General features: G+C 62.0%; 13 protein-coding genes, 2 tRNA genes and 3 rRNA genes. 11 read left to right on the top strand and 7 right to left on the bottom strand.

From position 1 onward, the window contains the following. Positions 1–138 precede the first annotated feature (138 nt). From B7R93_RS10435 to B7R93_RS10425, 3 genes are all read left to right on the top strand, one after another. The gene (locus tag B7R93_RS10435; protein WP_103020722.1) at positions 139–1,548 is read left to right on the top strand and encodes a tetratricopeptide repeat protein; all 1,410 of its coding nucleotides are present in this window, start codon (positions 139–141) and stop codon (positions 1,546–1,548) included. 85 nt (positions 1,549–1,633) lie between these two features. Next, positions 1,634–2,539: a DUF368 domain-containing protein gene (locus B7R93_RS10430; RefSeq protein ID WP_103020721.1), complete on the top strand. Its 906-nt coding sequence runs from the start codon at positions 1,634–1,636 to the stop codon at positions 2,537–2,539. 38 nt (positions 2,540–2,577) lie between these two features. After that, a complete protein-coding gene (locus B7R93_RS10425) occupies positions 2,578–3,261 on the top strand; it encodes an OmpA/MotB family protein (RefSeq protein ID WP_103020720.1) in 684 nt (227 codons plus the stop codon). Here B7R93_RS10425 and B7R93_RS10420 read toward each other — a convergent pair. Continuing rightward, the gene (locus tag B7R93_RS10420) at positions 3,231–3,797 is read right to left on the bottom strand and encodes a hypothetical protein (protein ID WP_232798320.1); all 567 of its coding nucleotides are present in this window, start codon (positions 3,795–3,797) and stop codon (positions 3,231–3,233) included. The genes B7R93_RS10425 and B7R93_RS10420 overlap by 31 nt on opposite strands. Positions 3,798–3,837: 40 nt before the next feature. Here B7R93_RS10420 and B7R93_RS10415 point away from each other — a divergent pair, with 40 nt between their 5' ends. Continuing rightward, entirely contained in the window at positions 3,838–4,908 is a 1,071-nt protein-coding gene (locus B7R93_RS10415) for an endonuclease/exonuclease/phosphatase family protein (protein WP_232798319.1), read from the top strand. A 25-nt stretch (positions 4,909–4,933) separates the two neighbouring features. Here B7R93_RS10415 and hemH read toward each other — a convergent pair whose 3' ends face one another. Next, on the bottom strand, positions 4,934–6,217 hold the full coding sequence (hemH, locus tag B7R93_RS10410; protein WP_103020719.1) for a ferrochelatase: 1,284 nt from the start codon (positions 6,215–6,217) through the stop codon (positions 4,934–4,936). A gap of 538 nt (positions 6,218–6,755) precedes the next feature. Between hemH and pyrR the strand changes: the two genes are divergently transcribed. Further along, complete coding sequence (gene pyrR / locus B7R93_RS10405; protein ID WP_198598652.1) at positions 6,756–7,268, top strand: bifunctional pyr operon transcriptional regulator/uracil phosphoribosyltransferase PyrR; 513 nt, start codon at positions 6,756–6,758, stop codon at positions 7,266–7,268. Positions 7,269–7,568: 300 nt separating this feature from the next. Here the strand turns inward: pyrR and B7R93_RS10400 are convergent, their stop codons facing one another. Beyond that, positions 7,569–8,435 carry a PASTA domain-containing protein gene (locus B7R93_RS10400; RefSeq protein WP_103020717.1) on the bottom strand — a complete coding sequence of 289 codons (867 nt, stop codon included), beginning with the start codon at positions 8,433–8,435 and terminating at the stop codon, positions 7,569–7,571. A gap of 606 nt (positions 8,436–9,041) precedes the next feature. Between B7R93_RS10400 and B7R93_RS10395 the strand changes: the two genes are divergently transcribed. From B7R93_RS10395 to B7R93_RS10370, 6 genes are all read left to right on the top strand, one after another. Then, positions 9,042–10,583 (top strand): 16S ribosomal RNA (locus tag B7R93_RS10395). Positions 10,584–10,753: 170 nt separating this feature from the next. After that, positions 10,754–10,828, top strand: a tRNA-Ile gene (locus tag B7R93_RS10390). Positions 10,829–10,841: 13 nt separating this feature from the next. After that, positions 10,842–10,914 (top strand) — tRNA-Ala (locus tag B7R93_RS10385). A 218-nt stretch (positions 10,915–11,132) separates the two neighbouring features. Next, positions 11,133–14,076, top strand: a 23S ribosomal RNA gene (locus tag B7R93_RS10380). Positions 14,077–14,199: 123 nt separating this feature from the next. Next, positions 14,200–14,311: ribosomal RNA gene (gene rrf / locus B7R93_RS10375) — 5S ribosomal RNA — on the top strand. Together the 16S, 23S and 5S rRNA genes with 2 tRNA genes alongside form the textbook arrangement of a ribosomal RNA operon. 561 nt (positions 14,312–14,872) lie before the next feature. Then, positions 14,873–16,360, top strand: a complete 1,488-nt coding sequence (locus B7R93_RS10370; protein WP_232798318.1) for an ABC1 kinase family protein — start codon at positions 14,873–14,875, stop codon at positions 16,358–16,360. A 5-nt stretch (positions 16,361–16,365) separates the two neighbouring features. Here the strand turns inward: B7R93_RS10370 and B7R93_RS10365 are convergent, their stop codons facing one another. From B7R93_RS10365 to B7R93_RS10350, 4 genes are all read right to left on the bottom strand, one after another. Beyond that, a complete protein-coding gene (locus B7R93_RS10365; RefSeq protein WP_103020715.1) occupies positions 16,366–17,664 on the bottom strand; it encodes a patatin-like phospholipase family protein in 1,299 nt (432 codons plus the stop codon). Between the two features lie 132 nt (positions 17,665–17,796). Next, positions 17,797–18,222, bottom strand: coding sequence for a phasin family protein (locus B7R93_RS10360; protein ID WP_103020714.1), 426 nt, complete (start codon positions 18,220–18,222; stop codon positions 17,797–17,799). Positions 18,223–18,268: 46 nt separating this feature from the next. After that, positions 18,269–18,787 carry a polyhydroxyalkanoate synthesis regulator DNA-binding domain-containing protein gene (locus tag B7R93_RS10355; RefSeq protein WP_103020713.1) on the bottom strand — a complete coding sequence of 173 codons (519 nt, stop codon included), beginning with the start codon at positions 18,785–18,787 and terminating at the stop codon, positions 18,269–18,271. A 223-nt stretch (positions 18,788–19,010) separates the two neighbouring features. Then, on the bottom strand, positions 19,011–19,775 hold the full coding sequence (locus B7R93_RS10350; protein ID WP_103020712.1) for an SDR family NAD(P)-dependent oxidoreductase: 765 nt from the start codon (positions 19,773–19,775) through the stop codon (positions 19,011–19,013). Positions 19,776–20,346 lie beyond the last annotated feature (571 nt).

Genomic DNA, 20,346 nt, shown 5'->3' with positions numbered 1-20,346 from the left:
GCGCGGGACCCACGACGGCGTCCTCTTTGCAAGTTCCTCCGAGGAAACATTATACTTAGGAGCAAGCGCCGGCCGTGGCCCTTGGCATGACGATTCGGCGACAACCGTGCGGACTTCCTATTCACGTACTGGTGTGGTATGAACACGTTCGACTTTGGCTTCGATGACTTTGAGGACTCTCCGAACGAGAACCCTCTTGAGGATCTCGTGGCCGCCTACGAAAACGACCCGTCCGCGTACTTCGACTCCGGGGACCTCGAAGAGATTGCCTCCTTTTATTTTGAGGAGGGAGAAATGAAAAAGGCCCTTGAGGTCATCGACCGCCTCATTGAGCTTCACCCCTACACCTCCGATGCCTGGATGCGGCGCGGCATTCTCCTAAACAACCTGGGCCGCCCGGAAGAGGCCCTGGAGGCCTACGAGCAAGCCCTCGACGTGAACCCGACCGACACCGAGACGCTCATTAATCTCGGGATCACGCTCGACGGTCTCGGGCGGACCGACGAGGCCCTGCAGGCCTACGACGAGGCGCTCTCGATCAATCCGCTGCACGGAGAGGCGCTTTTCAACCTCGGGGTCACTCTGGAACGAGATGAGCAACTGGAGGCGGCCGTGGATGCCTTCCGGCGGTGTGCGGACGTCTACCCGGAGCACCCGGAGGTCTGGTACGAGTTGGGCTACTGCTACGACCGGCTCGGCGAGGACGAGAAGAGCGTGGAGGCCTACGACAACCACCTCGACATTGACCCCTACTCGAAGGATGCCTGGTACAACCGCGGCATTGTGCTCAATCGCCTGGGGCGTTTTGGGGAGGCAATAGAGAGCTACGACATGGCCCTTGCGATTCACGACACGTTCTCGTCGGCCTACTACAACCGAGGCAACGCGGAGGCGAATCGGGGAGACCTGGAGGCGGCCATCGAGAGCTACGAGCACGTGCTGGAGCTTGAGGGCCCGGACGCGGCGACCTACTACAACCTCGCGCTTGCCTACGAGGAGCAGGGAGACCTCCGCGCGGCACGCACCTACTACGAGAAGACGCTCGATCTAAAATCGAGCTACCCGGAGGCGTGGTACGGCCTTGGCTGCTGCTTTGACATGGATGAGCGGCACGAAGAGGCGCTGGAGTGCTTCCGGTACGCCGTGAACCTGGACGCAAACGTGCCGAAATTCTGGACGGCGCGGGCCGACTGTGCGTACAAGATGGGGAAGCTCGACGAGGCGCTGGAGTCCTACCAGCACGCCGTCCGGCTCGATGAATCGAACGAGCACGCCTGGACGGGCTACGCCGAGACGCTGCTGGACAAGGAGCAGCCCGAGGAGGCGCTGGAGGCGTACCGGGAGGCACTGGAGCTTGCCCCGAAAAGTGCCAACACGTACTTCCGACAGGCCAAGGCCCTGCTGGCCCTCGGGCGGGCGGACGAAAGCATTCGGGCCCTCAAGACGGCCTTTCAACTCGATCCTGCGAAGAAGGAGGAGTTCCAGAAGGCCTATCCCACCCTTTATGACAACGACCGCGTCCGACGGCTTCTCGACCTCGATTCGTAGTCCCCACCGGCCCGGCCTGGGCTGTCGCGACGGCCGCCGTGTTTGAGTCAGCAGTCTCTCGCCGAACCCATCTGTCCTCCGCCGCATGCCCACCGTCCCGTTTGCCTTCGTCCGCTACGTGCTGTACGGCGTGCTGATGGGGGGTGCCGATGTCATTCCCGGGGTAAGTGGGGGCACCATGGCCCTCATCGTGGGCATTTACGAGCAGCTCGTGGGGGCCCTCAGCTCGGGGGCCTCCGCTGGGCTCGCGCTGCTCCGACTCGACCCTGCGGCGGCTCGGCAGCACTGGGCGGCGGTGCCGTGGCGCCTCATCGGTCCCCTCCTGGGAGGCATCGTGGTCGCCATTCTTGGGGGGGCGCAGGTTATCCCGCCCCTGATGGAGGCGTATCCGGCGCCCATGCGTGGGCTCTTCCTCGGGCTCGTGGCCGCGTCGCTTCTGATCCCGGCCCGCCGCATCGAGCGGGTCACGGGCCTACGGGTTGGCATTGGCCTTGCCTGTGCCGCCGGGGCCTTTGTCTTGACTAGTCTTCCCGCCCTGGCCGCGCCGGACCCGGGCCCCGTCCGGATCTTTGTTTCGGCCATGGTCGCGATTTGTGCCATGATTCTGCCCGGCGTGAGTGGGGCGTTCCTGCTGGAGGCGCTGGGCATATACGCCCCCACGCTGGAGGCCCTCAATATGCTTGACGGAGGATACGTGCTCACCTTCTGTGCGGGGGCGGCCGTGGGGCTCGGCACGTTCGCGAAGCTGCTCGATCTGCTCCTCACGCATCGCCACGACGCGACGATGGCGGCGCTCGTGGGGCTTATTGCTGGGGCCCTCCGCGCCCTCTGGCCCTACGGCGGGGCTGAGCGCGTCCTGCGGGCGCCCGAGGCGGGCGAACCGATTGGGGCGGTCGTTCTTCTCGCTCTGATTGGGTTTGGGGCCGTGCTCGCGCTGCTGGCCTGGAGCCCATCGCCCGCAGGAGAAGAAACCCCCGCCTCCGCTTCGTAGCGCAACGCCCGGTCTCGCCCTGCCGCTGCCTTCCCCCGATGCGTCCTCTTCTCCTCTTTGCCGGCCTCGTCGTCGCCCTTCCTGGGCTGGTCGGGTGCGCCACGACGCAGCTTGTAGGGGACCCTGCCGCGTCCCGTCTGGACTCCCTCCGGGCCGAGAATGCCGCCCTGCGCAGTCGGCTCCGCCGGGCGGAGGACTCCCTGAGGGTGCGCGACGACGTGGCGACGGGACAGTACTACCGTGACCTGCGCGTCCTGGAAGACCGGCTGAACCGCCGGACCTACGAGGTGCAGATGCTTCGGCAGGGAGGACGAACGGTGCGTGTGCTCCCGGCCGACTCGCTGTTTGAGTCCGGCACGGCCACGCTCACGGCGGCGGGGGAAGGACGACTCCAGGCCGCAATTGGCCACCTAGAAAGGGCCTACTCCGCCCGCTCGGTTCGGGTGGAGGGGCACGCTGACGATACGCCCCTGAGTGAGTCCCTGCAGGAGCGGTTTACGTCGAATTGGGAACTCTCGGCGGCCCGCGCCACCGCTGTTGCTCGCTACCTCATCGCCCACAGCACCCTTGCCCCCTCGCAGTTTGCTGCCCTTGCCTACGGGACCACAGCCCCCGTGGCGTCCAACGCGACGGCCCCGGGCCGCCGCCGCAACCGGCGGGTCCGCATTGCGGTGCTCCCGCCCCCCCAGGACTACTCCCGCCCCGTCGACACGTCCTGGTGAACGGCCCGATACCGCCCGACAAAATGAAGATAGCTCCGCGTTCCGTCCTCGCTCGGGTAGACGCCGAAGCCATCGATCCGATACTCCGGACCGGTGGGGGTGTCGACCACGCGCTCCCGAAAGCTCTCGACGACCCCGGCGTCGGTGGTCCGGTGCCAGGTGATCACGCCGTCGGACACCTGCCCGCGATACGTAAGGGCGGGGCCGCCGGGCTCGTCGACCTCGCAGATCAGCCGCCCCTCGTCGGTGACGTAATTGCGCGCCGTCTTTCGGACGACCCGTCCGTCCGGAGACCGATCCACCTGCGTGCCCACCTGCACGCTGTCCTCCCATCGGTAGCGGTGCTCTGCCGAAAGGGAATCGACCTGTTTGCCGTCGTGGGTGTATACCCCGAACGGGCCCTTCCAGTGTCCCGTCTGTGGCTCCAGGGCGGCCCGGGGAGACTGCGCCTGTGCGGAGCGCTCCCCGGTGCAAAGAAAGAGAAGGCCCCGCCCGGTGTACCGGGCTGAAGAGAGAGGCCATTGGCAGGTCCACATCCCGTCCGGTTTCGTTCAACGCGCATCAGTCAACGACAGCATGATGAGACGAGCGCTTCGAGTGTTCGGGTTGGTCGTTGGCGGCCTGCTTCTCGGCGCCGCCGGACTCTTCTTCTGGGCGAGCTCCGGGGCGCTGCCCGAGGGGGAGCTCTCGCAGATCCGGACCTACGCCGCCGGGCCCGACACCACGCGGCCGGACCCGCTCACGGTAACGACCTACAACATCGGCTACCTCTCGGGAAGGACGAACAACGAGCCGGTGGTGCGTCCCGATAGCCTCTTCCACGCCAACATGGATCAGGTCGTCGATTTTTTTCGGGGCGTTGCCCCCGACCTCGTCGCCCTCCAGGAAATCGATTTTGGAGGGGCCCGCGCCGCACATGTGCACCAACTCGACACCCTCGCCACGCGTCTCGGGTATTCCGGGGCGGCGCAGGCGGTAAACTGGGATGAGCGATACCTCCCCTTTCCGTATGGCCGCCCCGCCGTACACTTTGGTCGGACCCTCTCCGGGCAGGCCGTCCTCAGCCGACTCCCCGTACGGCGGCACGTGCGGACGGTGCTCCCGCGTCCCCCGCAGCCGTTTTTTCGGGATGCATTTTACCTCGATCGTTTGGCACAGGTGAGTGTGGTCGACGTGGACGGGCACCCGCTCGCGGTCCTGAACGTACACCTTGAGGCCTTCCACGTCGAAACGCGCGAGGAACAGGCCCGCACTGTGAACGAGCTCTACCGCCGCCTCGCCGATCGGGGCATTCCGACGCTCCTGCTCGGCGACTTCAACAGCCGGCTCGTGCCTGAGACGCAGGCCGCACAGGAGGGGACGGCGGATGCGACGATGCACCGCCTGCTGAGAGGCACTGATTTGCGGCCGGCCACCGACACCACCGCGGCGGAGTCCACCTACCCGTCCGACGCCCCCGCCCAAAAGATCGATCACATCTTGTACCCTCCTCAATTCTTCGAGGTAGCGCGCGCACAGCGGTGGTGCGGGACCCCTGCCCCCCCGTCCGACCACTGCGCGGTGACGGCTTCGCTGCGCCCTGTGGCCGTGGCCGAATGGCCGTCTTACGACGCCCTCCCATCGCTGAGCGGAGGCCCGAGAGACTGATCGGAACGGCCAACGCCCGTGTGTCCTACGCCGCCTCCAATTCGCGCGCCTCCTCTTCTTCCGACGCGGACCAGTCAGTCGCCTCGGCCACATGCTGACACTGGTGGCAGCGGATGTCGCGGTTGTCGACCTGGCAGCAGGGGCGATCGGAGGCCGACGTGGGGGTCTCCACATTCGGCAGCTGAAGCTGAGCGGCCGTCATGTCCGCGAGCGTCTCGATGAACTTCGGGTGGCTGTTGAGGCCCGGCATCACCTCGTAGTGCTCCGGGATTGGGGCGCCCTCCTCTTCGAGATCCTCCGGGATCTCAATGGCCAGCTCGTAGCTCGTCTCGATGTGATCGGTCACAAACGCCACCGGGATCACGAGCACGTCCTCGTCTTCTTCCGCCAGCTCCTCCACAGTTTCGTCTGTGGCGGGCGTCAGCCATTCCGAGGGCCCGACCTTGCTCTGGAAGGCCGTGCTAAAGTCGTGGTTGAACCCGCGGTGCTCCATCAGGTGCTTGACTGTGGAGTGGACGAGACAGCAGTACGGGTCCTCCCGGTCTTTCATCTCTGTCAGGGGGGTGCCGTGCGCGCTGAAGAGAAGGTGCACGTCGTCGCGCACGTCGTCGGGGAAGCGCTGCAGGCCTTCGTCGATTCGGTCACTCAAGGCCTGGATGTATTTCGGGTACGTGGCGTACTCGAAGACCGACGTTGTGGGCCAGGCCGGAATTTCGCCTGCCTTCTCCAGCTCGTGCCAGTACACGAGCGAGGCGCCCGTCGTCGTTTTGGAGTACTGGGGGTAGAGGGGGAGCAACACCACCTTGTCGACCCCGTCCTCCTGCATCTGGGCGGCCGCGTCCTCGCTGAACGGCTCCCAGTACCGCATCGCCATGTACGTTTTGAACGTGGCCCCCGTCTCCGCGGCGTATTGCTCGTTGAGCCGCTGCTCCAGATTGTCGGCCTGCTCGCGCGTGAGCGGATTGATGGGCGAGCCCCCGTCGTCGTTGATCTCCTTGTAGTCCTCGGCGACCGACTTGGACCGGAAGTACGAGATGACCTTGGAGAATGCCTGGCGAACGCGGCCCCGTGCCTGGAAGTAGACGACCTCCGAGAAGTCGATGATTGCCGGGTCCATGAACAGGTTGTAGAGGAACGGCTCGACGGACTCCTCGCCGTCGGGGCCGCCCAGGTTCAGAAGCACGACCCCGACCGTATCGCCCGACTCGACGCCGAGCTTGGCCGAGGGGAAGAACTCCCCCTCCACCAGACGGGAGTCGCTGTTGTATTCCTCGCGGTCGTAGCGCTGTATAAACTCGTAGGGCGTCATCTGAGAAAACGGTCGCTTGGAGAAGGGACGTCAAAATGGCAATTGTAGAACGAGGACACTGGTAGAAAGACCCGCCTCGTGCCCCGATCGTTGCAGATGCGTTTCGTACTTGTAGCAACGCGAAAGGGGAAACGTCGGTCCTGGATTCCCGCTCGATTTACATTTGAGACAACCGGAGGGCAGGGAGAAAGTGGAGCGCCCAAAGGCCCGGTGGGGAGGGCAGAATACCCGCTGCGTCGCCGTCGGACGTTCCCCTCCCCTTGGGGCACAACGGTACAATCTACCGACGAACCCGCGGGCGGAATTGCCTCCGCTTCCGCAGCCGTCGGAGGTTGCCCCAGGCCCTCGACGCGACCGCCTCAAAATCCCCCGTGGCAGCCCGAGGCCCGCAGGGGAGTGATCTATGGAGGGCGGAACGAGTTGTCGTTGCTCAGCCCCTGGCTTTCGACATTCGGCCCGCCATGCCGTATCATTGCGAAAAGAACTGTCGTCTTCCGTCGTGTCTCCTACAGCCAAATTGACCATATCGAGTCAACACATGGGCCGAACGCGCATCCTGTCTCCACAGCGAGTCCGCCGCACGCTCCGACGTCTTGCCTTCGAGATCATCGAACAGAACCGTGGGGCCGACTCCCTCGAGCTGTTTGGAATAGAGCGGAGTGGTGTTCCGCTGGCCCAGGTCCTGGCGGATGACATTGGGGCAGTGGAAGGAACCGGTTTAGAGCCCCACGATCTCGACGTGACGCCCTTTCGGGACGACCGCCCCGACCTAGAGTCGCCCGGGAGGGCGCCCCACGACGTGGATGTGACGGATCGGGACGTGATCCTCGTTGACGATGTGGTCTTCACAGGCCGGACGGCGCGGGCCGCGCTCGACGCAGTCCTTCAGTGTGGACGCCCGCGCAGCATTCAGCTCGTCGTCCTCGTGGATCGGGGACACCGGGAGTATCCCCTCCAGCCGGACTTCACCGGTCGGCGCCTCCAGACGAAGCACAAGGAAGAGGTGATCGTGGAGACCGATGGAGAGTTTGCGGTACACGTGGACGACTGAGAAGCTGTTTGGTGGATTGATGTTCAGTCGACACGAGCGTAGCGACTGACGAGGCCCAGCCGAGTACACACAGTGGGCGAAGCTGCAAAATGGTGCCCAAATGAGTCTCTGTAATGAGTCTCTGTAGCGGGGGCCGAGCAGGAGCGAGGTCATGCCCGTGGGGAGCTACCGGGCGAATGCAGAAGCCATCTTGCGCTGGGAGCGCAGCGACCAAGTACTCGTCGGGGGGGCCACAGAGCGTCCGCCAAACAACTTCTGAAGGGCTCCGACGTCCGAGGCGCCCCCACGTCTTTGGGGCCCTCAGTTGGAGGCTGCGGTGTCCGGAGAAGCGGAGGCAGGCTCCGGCACCGCAGTGGAGTCGTCGGTTGCAAAGAGCCGGATTTCCGTTCCGGCGCGCACCTTTGTCTCCGGGGGACGGCCCTGTCGTTGGATAAAACGCTGGGGCGAGGAGGTGTCGGCTGGCTGGGCGTCGGAGTTGGGCGTGTCAGGCGTACGGGGGGCAACGACAATGGCCCGCAGCTTTTGGGCCCGGAGCCGACGCCGCGCCTGTTCGACCGTCCGTCCGGCAACGCCTGGCACCTGAACGCTATCCGTTCCGAGTCCTGTGCTGTACCAAAGATCGATGGTGCCGCCCGTCTTCAGAGAGTCGCCCGGCCTGGGCCGCTGCCGGGTAATTGTGTTTGGGTATGGGGAGGGAAGCGAGTCGGGCTCAACCACCCCGACGTTGAGTCCGAGCGAGGCAACCTGATTTTTGGCCTCCCGCACCGAGATGCCGTTCAGGTCAGGGATGTTCACCACGGGCGCCTCGCCCGCGTTTACTGTCAGGTACACACGTCGCCCCGGCTTCACGTCTGAGCGGGGAGGCGGGTTTTGGTCCACCACGGTTTCTCGTGGGACATTCGGATTGAAGCGACCCACCTGGCGCTTGACCTGAAGGGCGTGGTTTTCGACACGCTCCTTCGCCGTTAGAAAAGACTGGCGTTCCACATCGGGAACCTGTACGGACACCCCGTGCCGGGTATACGATGGCATGAGGAGCGCGTCCACCAGAACATACGCCGCCACGCCCAGAACCAGGAGCCCGCCGAGCCCCCCCCAGAAGTATGTGTTTCGGAGGAGCGTGCGGAGCCAGCCAAGCAGGTTCTGAACGACAGAAGAGAAAGGCATTGTTGCAAGTCGTAAGAGGCGACGGCCACGGATACCAAACGCCAAGGGAAAGAGCAACAGAGAGACAGGGAGTCATGCCCGTTGCCCTTGCCTGGCGTCGCGGCAGGATAACACGAGCGCATGTCTGCAGTTTCCGGGGACGGACCGGCAGATAGGGCACTGAGAGCTCCACTCGTTCTTGACATGAGGGGCAGGAACAGCAGTAAAGACAGCGGGTCTAATGCGGGCCCTGAACGAGGAGGCGTCGGCGCAGCCGGCGAGGCCTCACAGGGGAGACGGTCCGCAGGCAGTTTAACTTTGATTCATACGGTGAGTTGAAACCAAGCCTCACCCGATGAGTCTAATGCGGACGGAAAGACGGGGCGAGAGAGCGAAAGCGGCTCACTCAGCCCCACGGAGAAAGGCGCTCTTTTGAGAAATAATGAAATGAAAGGGCCCGCCTTGAAATTGAAGGACACTCTCCGTAACATGATAGTCCGCGCTCACTGGAAATAAGGGGACGCGGCAACGTTCTTTGACGGAATTGGAAGCACAGCGAGTCCTTGTCGATTCCTTTCTGCCTTCGGGCAGAAAGCGAATGCAAACCGAGCGATACCAAGCTTTCCTACCACGGAGAGTTTGATCCTAGCTCAGGACGAACGCTGGCGGCAGGCTTAACACATGCAAGTCGCACGAGAACGCTCTGGCTTTGCCAGGGCAAGTACAGTGGCGGACGGGTGCGTAACGCGTAGACAACCTGCCCAAAAGCGCGGGACAATCGCGGGAAACCGCGGCTAATACCGTACGTCGTCTGGACCCCGCATGGGGACCAGATGAAAGCCTTCGGGCGCTTTTGGATGGGTCTGCGTTGGATTAGCTTCGTTGGTGAGGTAACGGCTCACCAAGGCAACAATCCATAGCTGGTCTGAGAGGACGATCAGTCACACTGGGACTGAGACACGGCCCAGACTCCTACGGGAGGCAGCAGTGGGGAATCTTGCACAATGGGGTCACCCCTGATGCAGCCATGCCGCGTGGAGGAAGACACCCCTATGGGGCGTAAACTCCTTTTCTGAACGAAGAAACCCCTGTAGCTTCAGGGCGCGACGGTAGTTCAGGAATAAGCACCGGCTAACTCCGTGCCAGCAGCCGCGGTAATACGGAGGGTGCAAGCGTTGTCCGGAATCACTGGGTGTAAAGGGTGCGCAGGCGGGGCAGCAAGTCGGATGTGAAAGCCCGTGGCTCAACCACGGAAGCGCCTTCGAAACTGTTGCTCTTGAGTCCCGGAGAGGCTGTCGGAATTCGTGGTGTAGCGGTGAAATGCGTAGATATCACGAGGAACACCAGAGGCGAAAGCGGACAGCTAGACGGGTACTGACGCTCAGGCACGAAAGCGTGGGGAGCAAACAGGATTAGATACCCTGGTAGTCCACGCCGTAAACGATGAATGCTCGCCGTTGCCCCGCTCAAGGGGCAGTGGCTAAGTTAACGCGTTAAGCAATCCACCTGGGGAGTACGATCGCAAGGTTGAAACTCAAAGGAATTGACGGGGGCCCGCACAAGCGGTGGAGCATGTGGCTCAATTCGATGCAACGCGAAGAACCTTACCTAGGCTCGAACGCTAGAGGACCGCTCCCGAAAAGGAGCTTCCCCTTTGGGGCCTCTAGCGAGGTACTGCATGGCTGTCGTCAGCTCGTGTCGTGAGATGTTGGGTTAAGTCCCGCAACGAGCGTAACCCTTGTCGCTAGTTACCAGCGGGTAATGCCGGGGACTCTAGTGAAACTGCCTGCGCAAGCAGTGAGGAAGGTGGGGATGACGTCAAGTCATCATGGTCCTTACGCCTAGGGCTGCACACGTGCTACAATGGCCGGTACAACGAGCAGCCACCTCGCGAGAGGGAGCGAATCTCTTAAAACCGGTCCCAGTTCGGATTGGAGTCTGCAACTCGACTCCATGAAGCAGGAATCGCTAGTAATCGCGGATCAGCAATGCCGCGATGAATCCGTTCCCGGGCCTTGTACACACCGCCCGTCAAGCCATGGAAGCTGAGAGCACCCGAAGTCCGTGACCCAACCTTTTGGGAGGGAGCGGCCGAAGGTGAGCTCAGTGACTGGGGCTAAGTCGTAACAAGGTAGCCGTAGGGGAACCTGCGGCTGGATCACCTCCTAAAGAGTTTCTTGCTCGATTGCACTTCGTGCTGCTTTGCAGCAGAATCGGCAGGACTCGCTGTGCTTCCCTTCCAAAGAGAACACCTGTTCAGGTACAGCCCAGTTTGGGCAGAGCGCGTATCGAATGCGATGTCTGCGCTCACTTTCCCCACGCAGGTCGTGCCTGCGACTGGGGCTGTAGCTCAGGTTGGTTAGAGCGCACGCCTGATAAGCGTGAGGTCGGTGGTTCAATTCCACCCAGCCCCACATCTTGTCAGGCGGGGTTATAGCTCAGTTGGTAGAGCACCTGCTTTGCACGCAGGAGGCCGTCGGTTCGAATCCGACTGGCTCCACAGCGCCCTGACGAGTGGTAGTCAGGCATTGTTCTTTTGACATAGTGGTAGGTTGATCCGCACTGCACGGTGCAACACGTCATGTGAGAGAGCTTTCACGGATCGTGTTGTACTCCGAGCATGCGAGCGCAATATTTAAGCGGTGTGTTTCACCGACTTTGTTGGGCATCCTCGACAGGCAGAATGTTGCTCCGTTGTGGGATGTGCAAAATAGTGGGTGTTAAGCATTGATAAGGCTCATGGTGAATGCCTTGGTATGGGCAGGCGACGAAGGGCGTGATAAGCTGCGATAAGCTACGGGAAGCTGCAAATAAGCGTTGATCCGTAGATTTCCGAATGGGGAAACCCGACAGGCAACGCCTGTCACTTGTCACTCAATACATAGGTGGCAAGAGCTAACTCGGCCAACTGAAATATCTCAGTAGCCGATGGAAAAGAGACCAATCGGAATTCCCTTAGTAGTGACGAGCGAAGGGGGAAAAGCCTAAACTGACGTGGTTTCGGCTACGTCAGGGTTGTAGGGCCCGCACCGAAACCTATGCGTCGAAGTCGAAACTGACTGGAAAGCAGTACCAAAGAGGGTGAAAGTCCCGTAGGCGTAAGACAATTAGGTTTCGCGGGACCCCCTGAGTACCACGGGACCGGAGAAATCCTGTGGGAAGCAGCCAGCACCATCTGGCAAGGCTAAATACTCGCCCATAACCGATAGTGAACCAGTACCGTAAGGGAAAGGTGAAAAGAACGCCTAATCGGCGAGCGAAAAGCACCTGAAACCATGGGCTGACAACCAGTCGGAGCACGGACCCTTTGGGTCGGTGTGACGGCGTGCCTTTTGCTTAATGAGCCTACGAGTTGCTCCTCACTGGCCAGGCTAAGGCCTTCAGGGCCGTACCCGCAGCGAAAGCAAGTCCGAATAGGGCGTCGAGTCAGTGGGGGCAGACGCGAAACCGAGTGAGCTACCCATTACTAGGTTGAAGCGCGGGTAAGACCGCGTGGAAGACCGAACCGACCAGTGTTGCAAAACTGCCGGATAAGTTGTGGGTAGGGGTGAAAGGCCAATCAAACTCGGAAATAGCTCGTTCTCTCCGAAATGCATTTAGGTGCAGCGTTATGTTAAAGTGTGCTGGAGGTAGAGCACTGATTGGGCTAGGGCCCTTCACCGGGTACCAAACCCTGACAAACTCCAAATGCCGGTACACGTTTCATGACAGTGAGGGCATGGGGGATAAGCTCCATGTCCGAGAGGGAAACAACCCAGATCGACAGCTAAGGCCCCAAAGTTCAGACTAAGTTGAACGAAGGAGGTCGGACTGCTTAGACAACCAGGATGTTGGCTTAGAAGCAGCCATTCATTAAAAGAGTGCGTAATAGCTCACTGGTCGAGCGGTCTGGCGCCGAAGATTTTCGGGCATCAAGTCTGACGCCGAAGCTTCGAAATCGTCCTTTGGGCGATTGGTAGGAGAGCATTCTAGTTGCACGGAAGCTGTGTTGCGAGGCACAGTGGAGCGACTGGAAAAGAAAATGTAGGCATGAGTAACGATAAAACACGTGGGAAACGTGTTCGCCGCAAGCCTAAGAGTTCCTGTTCAACGCTAATCGGAACAGGGTTAGTCGGGACCTAAGCCGAGGCCGAAGGGCGTAGGCGATGGAAAACGGGTCAATATTCCCGTACCTCCCAACAGCGCAAACGTCTGACGTGACGTGGTAGCGTAAGGGCCGCGTGCTGACGAAAGCACGTTGAAGCGAGTAGGCCGGAGCGGTAGGCAAATCCGCTGCTCCATCCCAAAGGCTGAACCGCAATAGTAGAGGGAGCCGACAGGCAAACTCACAGAGCCCCCAAGCAGGCCACCGAGAAAACCGTCGGTCGTTGCTTCGGGAGCCCGTATCATAAACCGACACAGGTAGGCGAGGAGAGTATCCTCAGGCGCTCGAGTGAATCGTGGTCAAGGAATTCGGCAATCTAGCCCCGTAACTTCGGAAAAAGGGGCGCTCTCTTCCGTCCAAAAATGGAAGAGGGTCGCAGTGACCAGGCTCAGACGACTGTTTAACAAAAACACAGACCTCTGCTAAGTCGCAAGACGACGTATAGGGGTTGACACCTGCCCGGTGCTGGAAGGTCAATGGAGCGTGTTAATGTCCTTCGGGACATGAAGCTCGCAACTGAAGCCCCAGTAAACGGCGGCCGTAACTATAACGGTCCTAAGGTAGCGAAATTCCTTGTCGGGTAAGTTCCGACCTGCACGAATGGTGCAACGATCTGAGCACTGTCTCGACCGCGAGCTCGGTGAAATTGTGGTGCCGGTGAAGACGCCGGCTACCCTCAGTGGGACGGAAAGACCCTGTGCACCTTTACTACACCTTGGCATTGCCATTAGTCAGAACATATGCAGAATAGGCGGGAGGCATGGAAGCTGCGTCGCTAGGCGCAGTGGAGCCATCCCTGAAATACCGCTTTTGTTCTGATTGATGTCTAACCTGCGGCCGTGATCCGGCCGAGAGACATTGTCAGGCGGGTAGTTTGACTGGGGCGGTCTCCTCCAAAACAGTAACGGAGGATTTCAAAGGTACCCTCAGCATGGTCGGTAATCATGCGTTGAGTATAAAGGCAAAAGGGTGCTTAACTGCGAGACATACTCGTCGAGCAGATGCGAAAGCAGGACTTAGTGATCCGGCGACTCTGAATGGAAGGGTCGTCGCTCAAAGAATAAAAGGTACGCCAGGGATAACAGGCTTATCTCCGCCAAGAGTTCATATCGACGCGGAGGTTTGGCACCTCGATGTCGGCTCGTCGCATCCTGGAGCTGAAGAAGGTTCCAAGGGTTGGGCTGTTCGCCCATTAAAGCGGCACGCGAGCTGGGTTCAGACCGTCGTGAGACAGGTCGGTCCCTATCTACTGAGGGCGTCGAAGACTTGAGCGGATCTGCTTCTAGTACGAGAGGACCGAAGTGGACGGACCGCTAGTGTGCCAGTTGTGCCGTCAGGCGCATCGCTGGGTAGCTATGTCCGGAAGGGATAAGCGCTGAAAGCATCTAAGCGCCAAGCCCTCCGCAAGACTGGGTCTTCCCAATGGGTCGTTCGAGACGAGAACGTCGATAGGCGGCAGGTGTAAGCGTGGCAACACGTTCAGCCGAGCCGTACTAATTACCCATAAGGCTTAACACTCCTATTTTGCACATGCCATCATAGGAGCACAACGCATCGCTTGCATCCCGATTCTATTCGGGAGTGTGATCCAATCTACCATTATGTCAGACATTCGCTGGTGAACGTACCAGCACTGAGTTTCCTGGTGGCTAAAGCGCGGGGGTAACACCTCTTCTCATTTCGAACAGAGAAGTTAAGTCCCGCAGCGCCGATGGTACTGGCCCTTGGCCGGTAGAGTAGGACGCTGCCAGGATTCCCCTGAGGGACGCTGTTGCAACTGCAACGGCGTCCCTTTTTTTGTTTGGGGCTGTGAGCCAACGAGAAGTGCCGATTCCGAACTGTCTACTCGTCAACCATTTCGGAGGCTCGTCGTTACAGAGTATCACGTGTGGGGATGGTCGTCTGCCCCCAACGATGCGCTTTTCTCCTCACGAGCCAACGTGTTCGCATGAAACGCCCCAACGGCTCCCCATCGGACTCTTCGTCTGACCAACTGGGGGCAGAGGGCAACGGAGACTCCGTCGTAGAACAGGCAGGGTCTTTGGATGCACGTCGCGACGAGGCCTCGGAGGAGAGGGAGACTTCTGCTCCCGACAGTGGTCCTTCCGACAATGGCGTGTCCTCATCGACAGGCGGACGGCCCCCCTTTTCGCCGTTTACGGACTTCGACCCCCTGGCGCCTTACCGTGGAGCCGTTCGGCGATTCTTTACGGTCTGGCGGCATGTGGCAGGTTTGCTGATGGGGGGGCACATCGCGTACGTCCGGTCCCTGCCGCGTGTGCAGAGAACAGGCCTGCGTTCACTCGGGAAGCGCATGCTAGCGGCCATTCTGAAGCCGTTCGTGCGTGGCGATCTTCGGGACCAACCTTTTCCGGAACAGCTTCGGCGCCGGCTGGAGATTCTCGGCCCCACGTTTACCAAATTGGGGCAGATCATGGCCATTCGGGAGGATCTGCTGCCAGAGGTGATTACGGCGGAGCTCGACAGCCTGATGGACCATCTGCCGCCGATTCCCTTCGCGCAGGTGGAGAGGATCCTCGAACGAGAACTGGAGGCTCCTGTGGAATCCCTCTTCCGGTCGGTCGATTCGGAGCCGCTGGCCGCCGCCTCCATTGCACAGGTGCACCGTGCCACGACACACGACGGGGACGACGTGGTGGTGAAGGTGATTAAGCCCGGCATTCGGGACGTCGTAACGTCCGACCTGAAGCTCCTGGAATTCTTCGGGGTGTTTCTGCAATGGCTGCTGCCACGCTATCAACCGCGGCAGATCATCGACGAATTTGGGGCCTACACAGAGCGCGAGATCGACTTCGATTACGAGGCCGACCACGCTGAGATCTTTGCCGCCAACTTTCAGGACGTGTCGGGGGTCATCTTTCCGACTGTCTATCGTGAGCTGAGCACAAGCGATGTGCTAACGATGGAGTATCTGAGCGGCATTCGTCCGGGCCCCCAGGCGGTGCGCGAGCTCAGCGAGGCTGAGCGGCAGCGTGTGATTGATCTTGGGGCCTCCGCCGTTATTCGAATGCTGTACAAGGATGGATTCTTTCACGCCGACCTGCACGCGGGAAACCTGAAAATCCTTCCGGGAGAACGTCCGGAGGACCTCCAGATTGGCTTTATCGATCTTGGGATGGTCGGGCGCTTCCGGGCCGACATCCGGCGGCGTATGCTTTACTACTATTACGCCCTCGTGCGGGGAGACGTGGACAACGCGGCCCGCTACCTGCTCGACATGGCTCGGGTGGGGGAGGGCGGCGACCCACAGGGATTTCGGCGAGCCGTCTCCGACATGGCCCGGCACTTCTTGATGCGCAGCAAGCAGGGCTCGATCAGCCTCGCGCAGGTCATTTTGCGGTCATTGAGTCTAGGCGGGCGGTACCGAATCTTCTTTCCGGTGGAGATGACCCTCATGGTAAAGGCCCTGGTTACCTTCGAGGGCGTCGGGCGGACGCTCAATCCGGACCTCGATGTGGTGTCGGTGTCGCGGCGTCACGTGCGGCACATCTTCCGTGAGCGATTCAATCCCCTGACGCTGGGATCGGAAATGCTGAGCAACGCCCCTGAGCTGGTGGATGTAGCCCTAAAGCTCCCGCAGCTTCTTACCTCTGGGGTGGCGCACCTTGAGGAGTCGTTGGTCGATCAATCCCCGAGCGATCCCCTCTCTGGCGTTCGAAGCAGCGTCATTGCTGGCGCCTGCATCGTTGGGGGGGTAATCGCTGTCGTGCAGGGCGGCCCGCTGTGGCTTTCAATTCCTCTGTTCGTGCTGGGCACAGGACTGGCGGTGTGGGCCCGGTAGAGGAGCTACGACCGTTCTGACGAGGAACGGTCCGGCTCTGCCGTGCGGTCGTGGAGGCGGTCAAGTAGCACGTCGAGGCGGGTGAGGACGTCGTCGGTTTTGCGGAGCACCTCCGTCATTGAAGACGAGGAGCCCTGGGGACCGTCGTTGTACGTCGACGGTCGCGTGTCGTAGAGGGTGTGCGGGGCGTCGAGTACGTCCTGGCGCAGCCACAGGCCATGGCGCTCCAGAATCGTCTGGAGCTCGCCCGCACGGGTGCGCAGGTGGCTGCGGGTGGCCTGGTAGGCGTGCTCGCAGATGTCGCGCCGGTTCTGGAAGCCGAAGCCATTGGAGAAAAACAGGCGTGTGTCATCGCACTCCGGCTCAATCAGGATGAGGTCTGCCTCGGGGTGGGTATGCTCGTACTTCTTGAAGCCGGTCTGCTTGCGGGAGTCGACGATTGCCCGAAACGTCTGGGAAAGTACTGTCGGCAGGCCCCGATGGGCGAGGGACGCCCCCTGGCCGCGTGCCTGACGATCGAGCAGTCGGGTGGCGTGCCGTTTGAGCTGCATGTTGATCGGCACGATGGGGTTGACGCAGAAGAGAAGGTCGGCACCGGCGTCGAGCCCCACACTGGCGTGTACGGTGCGGCGCGCCACCCCGTCGACGTAGTGCTGGCCGTCGATCTCAACGGGAGTGTACAAGCCTGGAAGCGCCGTAGACGCCTGAATGGCCGACGAGATGGGCACATGGTCGTGCCCGGGCTCGCCGAAGACCGTGACGTCGGCGGAGTCGAGATGCATGGCCACCACGTACAGCTTCCGCTTCAGCCGTCGGAAGTCGTTGGTCCGCCCGTTGGCGGAGAGCGCTTCGGCGAGAAAGCGTTCGAGGGCAGCATTGCTGAAGAGGCCTGTCGGAACCAGGGGCCCCACCGTGGCGAGAAGCTCGAGGACTGAAAGGTCGCCGGGATGCAGAAGGTAGTGGCGAAGAGAGGAGAAAACGGCACCGGGCATGCGTAACAGGCGGCCCGCGTATTCGTTCACCGCCGGGCGGAAAAGCACCTCTGGGGCGAGGTGCAGACTCGGGTCGGCCGACTCCGAGACGGCTGCCCGGCTGAGGGTTCTCGCCGAGACGTTGTTGGCCAGCATTCTTCCGATTAGACTGCCCGAGCTTACCCCGACGTAAATGTCTAGGTCATGCAGGCGACATCCCGCAATCGCTTCGTCGAGGGCACAGAGCGCCCCGATTTCGTAGAGGGCGCCCTCGATGACCCCGCCCGCACAGGCGAGACCGAGCGTGCTGGAGCCGGAGGGGGAGGACGGCATCGAGGGGAATGAGCAGTGGGACAGCGCGCCGGTCCTGCGGGGTCGCCTTTCCGTAGAGGCGGCCTCGTGGCTCCTGAGGGAGAGGGACTTCCTGCCCCCGAGAAGACAGGTGTGGAACGGGGGACGAGGAGACTACGACTGATCCGGGGACGCCTCTTCCTTCTCCGCGAGGTGGTCGGCAAGCTCCTCGACCTGTTCGGACAGGCGAGTTACCGTGTCCGCCAAGTCGTCGACCTCCTTCTGGGTCGGAACGCCGAAGCGGTCCAGGGCGGCCTTTACGGAGTCGGCAAGCATCGACTGCGTCTCTTCCCCGGCCTCCTCGAGTTGGGCAAGGGCTTCGTCGCTCTGCTCACGTACTTTCTCGGTGGCCTCCTCAATGCGGGCCTGGCGCTCTTCCTCAAAGTCTTGCCCCCGGTCGACGAGTCGATTGAAGAGCTTGGTGCCTTCCTCTTCGACCGTGGCGAGGGCCCCAAGACCGGCCAGCCACACCTCGCGGCCGCGCTCGGTCAGTTCATCCTGCAGGTTGTCGGGGGGAGATCCGTCGTGCTCGGCAGTCATGGCGTGGAACGATCGGTTATGAGCGAAGCGTGCAGAACCAAACGGGTCATTCCTGGGAGGGCAGGCCGAGCGGCTCGGAGGGGGACGCCTGCCCGGAGGCCTCCTGAGAGGGACACCGCGCATCTGCGGCATCAGGGGGCGGCTTGTCCAGGTCGTCGAGCAGAACAGACAGCCGGCGCTCCAGGTCGCGCAATTGCCGTCGGAGGTGGTCGAACTCCTGCTGGCGGGGCCCCTGGAGGAGCTGCGTGAGCGGCCCCAACGAGCTCTCCACGAGGCCGTCGACCGTCGCCCGGAGCTGGTCGAGGCCGGTGTCTAGGGCCTCGCTGCTGCGACGAAGCAACGTGTGGAGCAGGTCCGACGAGAGGACGGGGGAGCCGTTTTTTTCTTCTTCCAGGATGATCTGGGTAAGCGTGTGGGCGGTGAGGTCTTCACCGGTGGTCTTGTCTACGACCTCGATGGTATGGCCCCGCCGCACGAGGGCGGCGATGTCGCTCAGCGACACGTACTCGCTCGCTTTGGTGTCGTACAGTTTTCGGTTGTCGTAGCGCTTGATTCGTCGGGCCATGCACAAGGCGGTGAGCCATTGGTAACACAATCCACCGGGTTGGAGTGCTCGTTTTGACGCGGCGCGTTACGAATTGATCCACACGGCACGCACAGTGTTTGGTCGGTGCAAATTGGGACAGCGGAGCCGGACAGGTGACTGGCCCGATTGGGGGGGAGAGTGCCCGTCCGTAAACTGGAGACGCAGTTCCGAGGGGCCTGTACGGGAAGAGAAGCCGCATCAGTTAGTGGACATAACTGCCGGCATTGACGTCGATGGTCGTGCCCGTGGTGTGGTCCGCGTGGCCGCTGGCGAGGAAGACGATGACCGACGCGACGTCCGCGGGATCGGTAAGCTCGTTGAGTGCGAGGTCGCTCGTCGCGTGGGCCTCTCCGTACTCGTCGATGAAGTCCTGGGCCATGTCGGTCCGGGTGAAACCGGGCGCGAGCGTGAAGGCCTTGATTCCGTCTGCCCCAAATTCTCGGGCGATGGAGCGTGTGAGCGCCACCAGCCCGGCCTTCGAGGCGGCGTACGTCATGTAGTCGGGCGTGTCGCCCCGAAACGCGGCCCGCGAGGCCACGCTGATGATGCGGCCGCCGGAGGGAGACCGAGAGCGGAAGTGGCCGAGGGCGTGCCGGCACAGCAGTTCGGGGGCCCGAAGGTTGACATGCATCGTTTCGCTCCACGCGTCGTCCCAGCGGTGGGTATCGTCGTCCAGGGGCGTGGGCACCGCCACGCCGGCGTTGAGCACGAGGGTGTCGAGCCCCTCGTAGGCGTCCACCACGCGCTCAATCAGTGCGTCCGTTGCGTCCAGTGTCGAGAGATCGGCCTGGAACGTGCGGGCCCCCCGGCCACAGGTCTCCATCACTTCCGCCGCTGCCTCTTTGCTCTGGCCGTAGTGGACGGCCACGGTGGCCCCGGCGTCGGCGAGGGCCTCGGCGGTGGCCCGGCCAATGCCGCGGCTCGCGCCGGTCACGAGAATGGTGCGATTCGACAGATCGAGGTCCATAGCGGGCAGTTTCGTTTGGGGAACGGGGGACGTCAGCAGAGCGACCGGTACGCGCAGCAGTGGGGCGTGCGTGTGACGGTGGGAACGGGGAGAGCCCGGCTGAAAACGGTGATGAGCCCGCCGAGGGGGAGCCCCATCAGCACGAGCAGGAAGAGGGACGCGGTGGTGAGCGAAGCGCTCCGCGTATGATAGATCGCGCAGGCGATGAATCTCCTCCCGACCAGGAACTGCACCGCCCCGACAGATCAGGGGCTGAGGGCCCGCAGCACCGGCGGGAGCGGGCGGTCGTGCCGGTTGAGAAGAAGCCCTCTAACAGTTCGAGGCATTCCCTGAAGATGACGTTGTCGGGCAACACGCCGACTCGCTAAAGAGTGAGGGCACTCCCGGGAACGGCCTCCACAGAAACCCTTCAGTGGGACGATTGCCTCGTGGCGATGGTGTAGCTGTCGGGCGAGCCGGTCGCGGAGGATTCGGGCGAAACGCCGCGCCCAGTGCCTGTGCAGCGCACTTCCGACGGGGCCTCTGGGGACGGAGCCGACCGCACGATTCGACGGCGTAAGCGGGCAGACCG

The organism is Salinibacter altiplanensis (genome assembly GCF_002894645.1).
Classification (GTDB): domain Bacteria; phylum Bacteroidota; class Rhodothermia; order Rhodothermales; family Salinibacteraceae; genus Salinibacter; species Salinibacter altiplanensis.
The sequence above is the reverse complement of the archived record's forward strand: the minus strand, read 5'-3'. Positions and strand labels throughout refer to the sequence as shown.

What these genes read in the sequence shown, in the direction of transcription:
- B7R93_RS10355 (WP_103020713.1), bottom strand. Translation starts at nt 18,787, where the DNA reads ATGGCCCGACGAATCAAGCGCTACGACAACCGAAAACTGTACGACACC.
- B7R93_RS10415 (WP_232798319.1), top strand. Translation starts at nt 3,838, where the DNA reads ATGATGAGACGAGCGCTTCGAGTGTTCGGGTTGGTCGTTGGCGGCCTG.
- hemH (WP_103020719.1), bottom strand. Translation starts at nt 6,217, where the DNA reads ATGACGCCCTACGAGTTTATACAGCGCTACGACCGCGAGGAATACAAC.
- B7R93_RS10360 (WP_103020714.1), bottom strand. Translation starts at nt 18,222, where the DNA reads ATGACTGCCGAGCACGACGGATCTCCCCCCGACAACCTGCAGGATGAA.
- B7R93_RS10350 (WP_103020712.1), bottom strand. Translation starts at nt 19,775, where the DNA reads ATGGACCTCGATCTGTCGAATCGCACCATTCTCGTGACCGGCGCGAGC.
- B7R93_RS10430 (WP_103020721.1), top strand. Translation starts at nt 1,634, where the DNA reads ATGCCCACCGTCCCGTTTGCCTTCGTCCGCTACGTGCTGTACGGCGTG.
- B7R93_RS10400 (WP_103020717.1), bottom strand. Translation starts at nt 8,435, where the DNA reads ATGCCTTTCTCTTCTGTCGTTCAGAACCTGCTTGGCTGGCTCCGCACG.
- B7R93_RS10420 (WP_232798320.1), bottom strand. Translation starts at nt 3,797, where the DNA reads ATGTGGACCTGCCAATGGCCTCTCTCTTCAGCCCGGTACACCGGGCGG.
- B7R93_RS10370 (WP_232798318.1), top strand. Translation starts at nt 14,873, where the DNA reads ATGCTAGCGGCCATTCTGAAGCCGTTCGTGCGTGGCGATCTTCGGGAC.
- B7R93_RS10435 (WP_103020722.1), top strand. Translation starts at nt 139, where the DNA reads ATGAACACGTTCGACTTTGGCTTCGATGACTTTGAGGACTCTCCGAAC.
- pyrR (WP_198598652.1), top strand. Translation starts at nt 6,756, where the DNA reads ATGGGCCGAACGCGCATCCTGTCTCCACAGCGAGTCCGCCGCACGCTC.
- B7R93_RS10365 (WP_103020715.1), bottom strand. Translation starts at nt 17,664, where the DNA reads ATGCCGTCCTCCCCCTCCGGCTCCAGCACGCTCGGTCTCGCCTGTGCG.
- B7R93_RS10425 (WP_103020720.1), top strand. Translation starts at nt 2,578, where the DNA reads ATGCGTCCTCTTCTCCTCTTTGCCGGCCTCGTCGTCGCCCTTCCTGGG.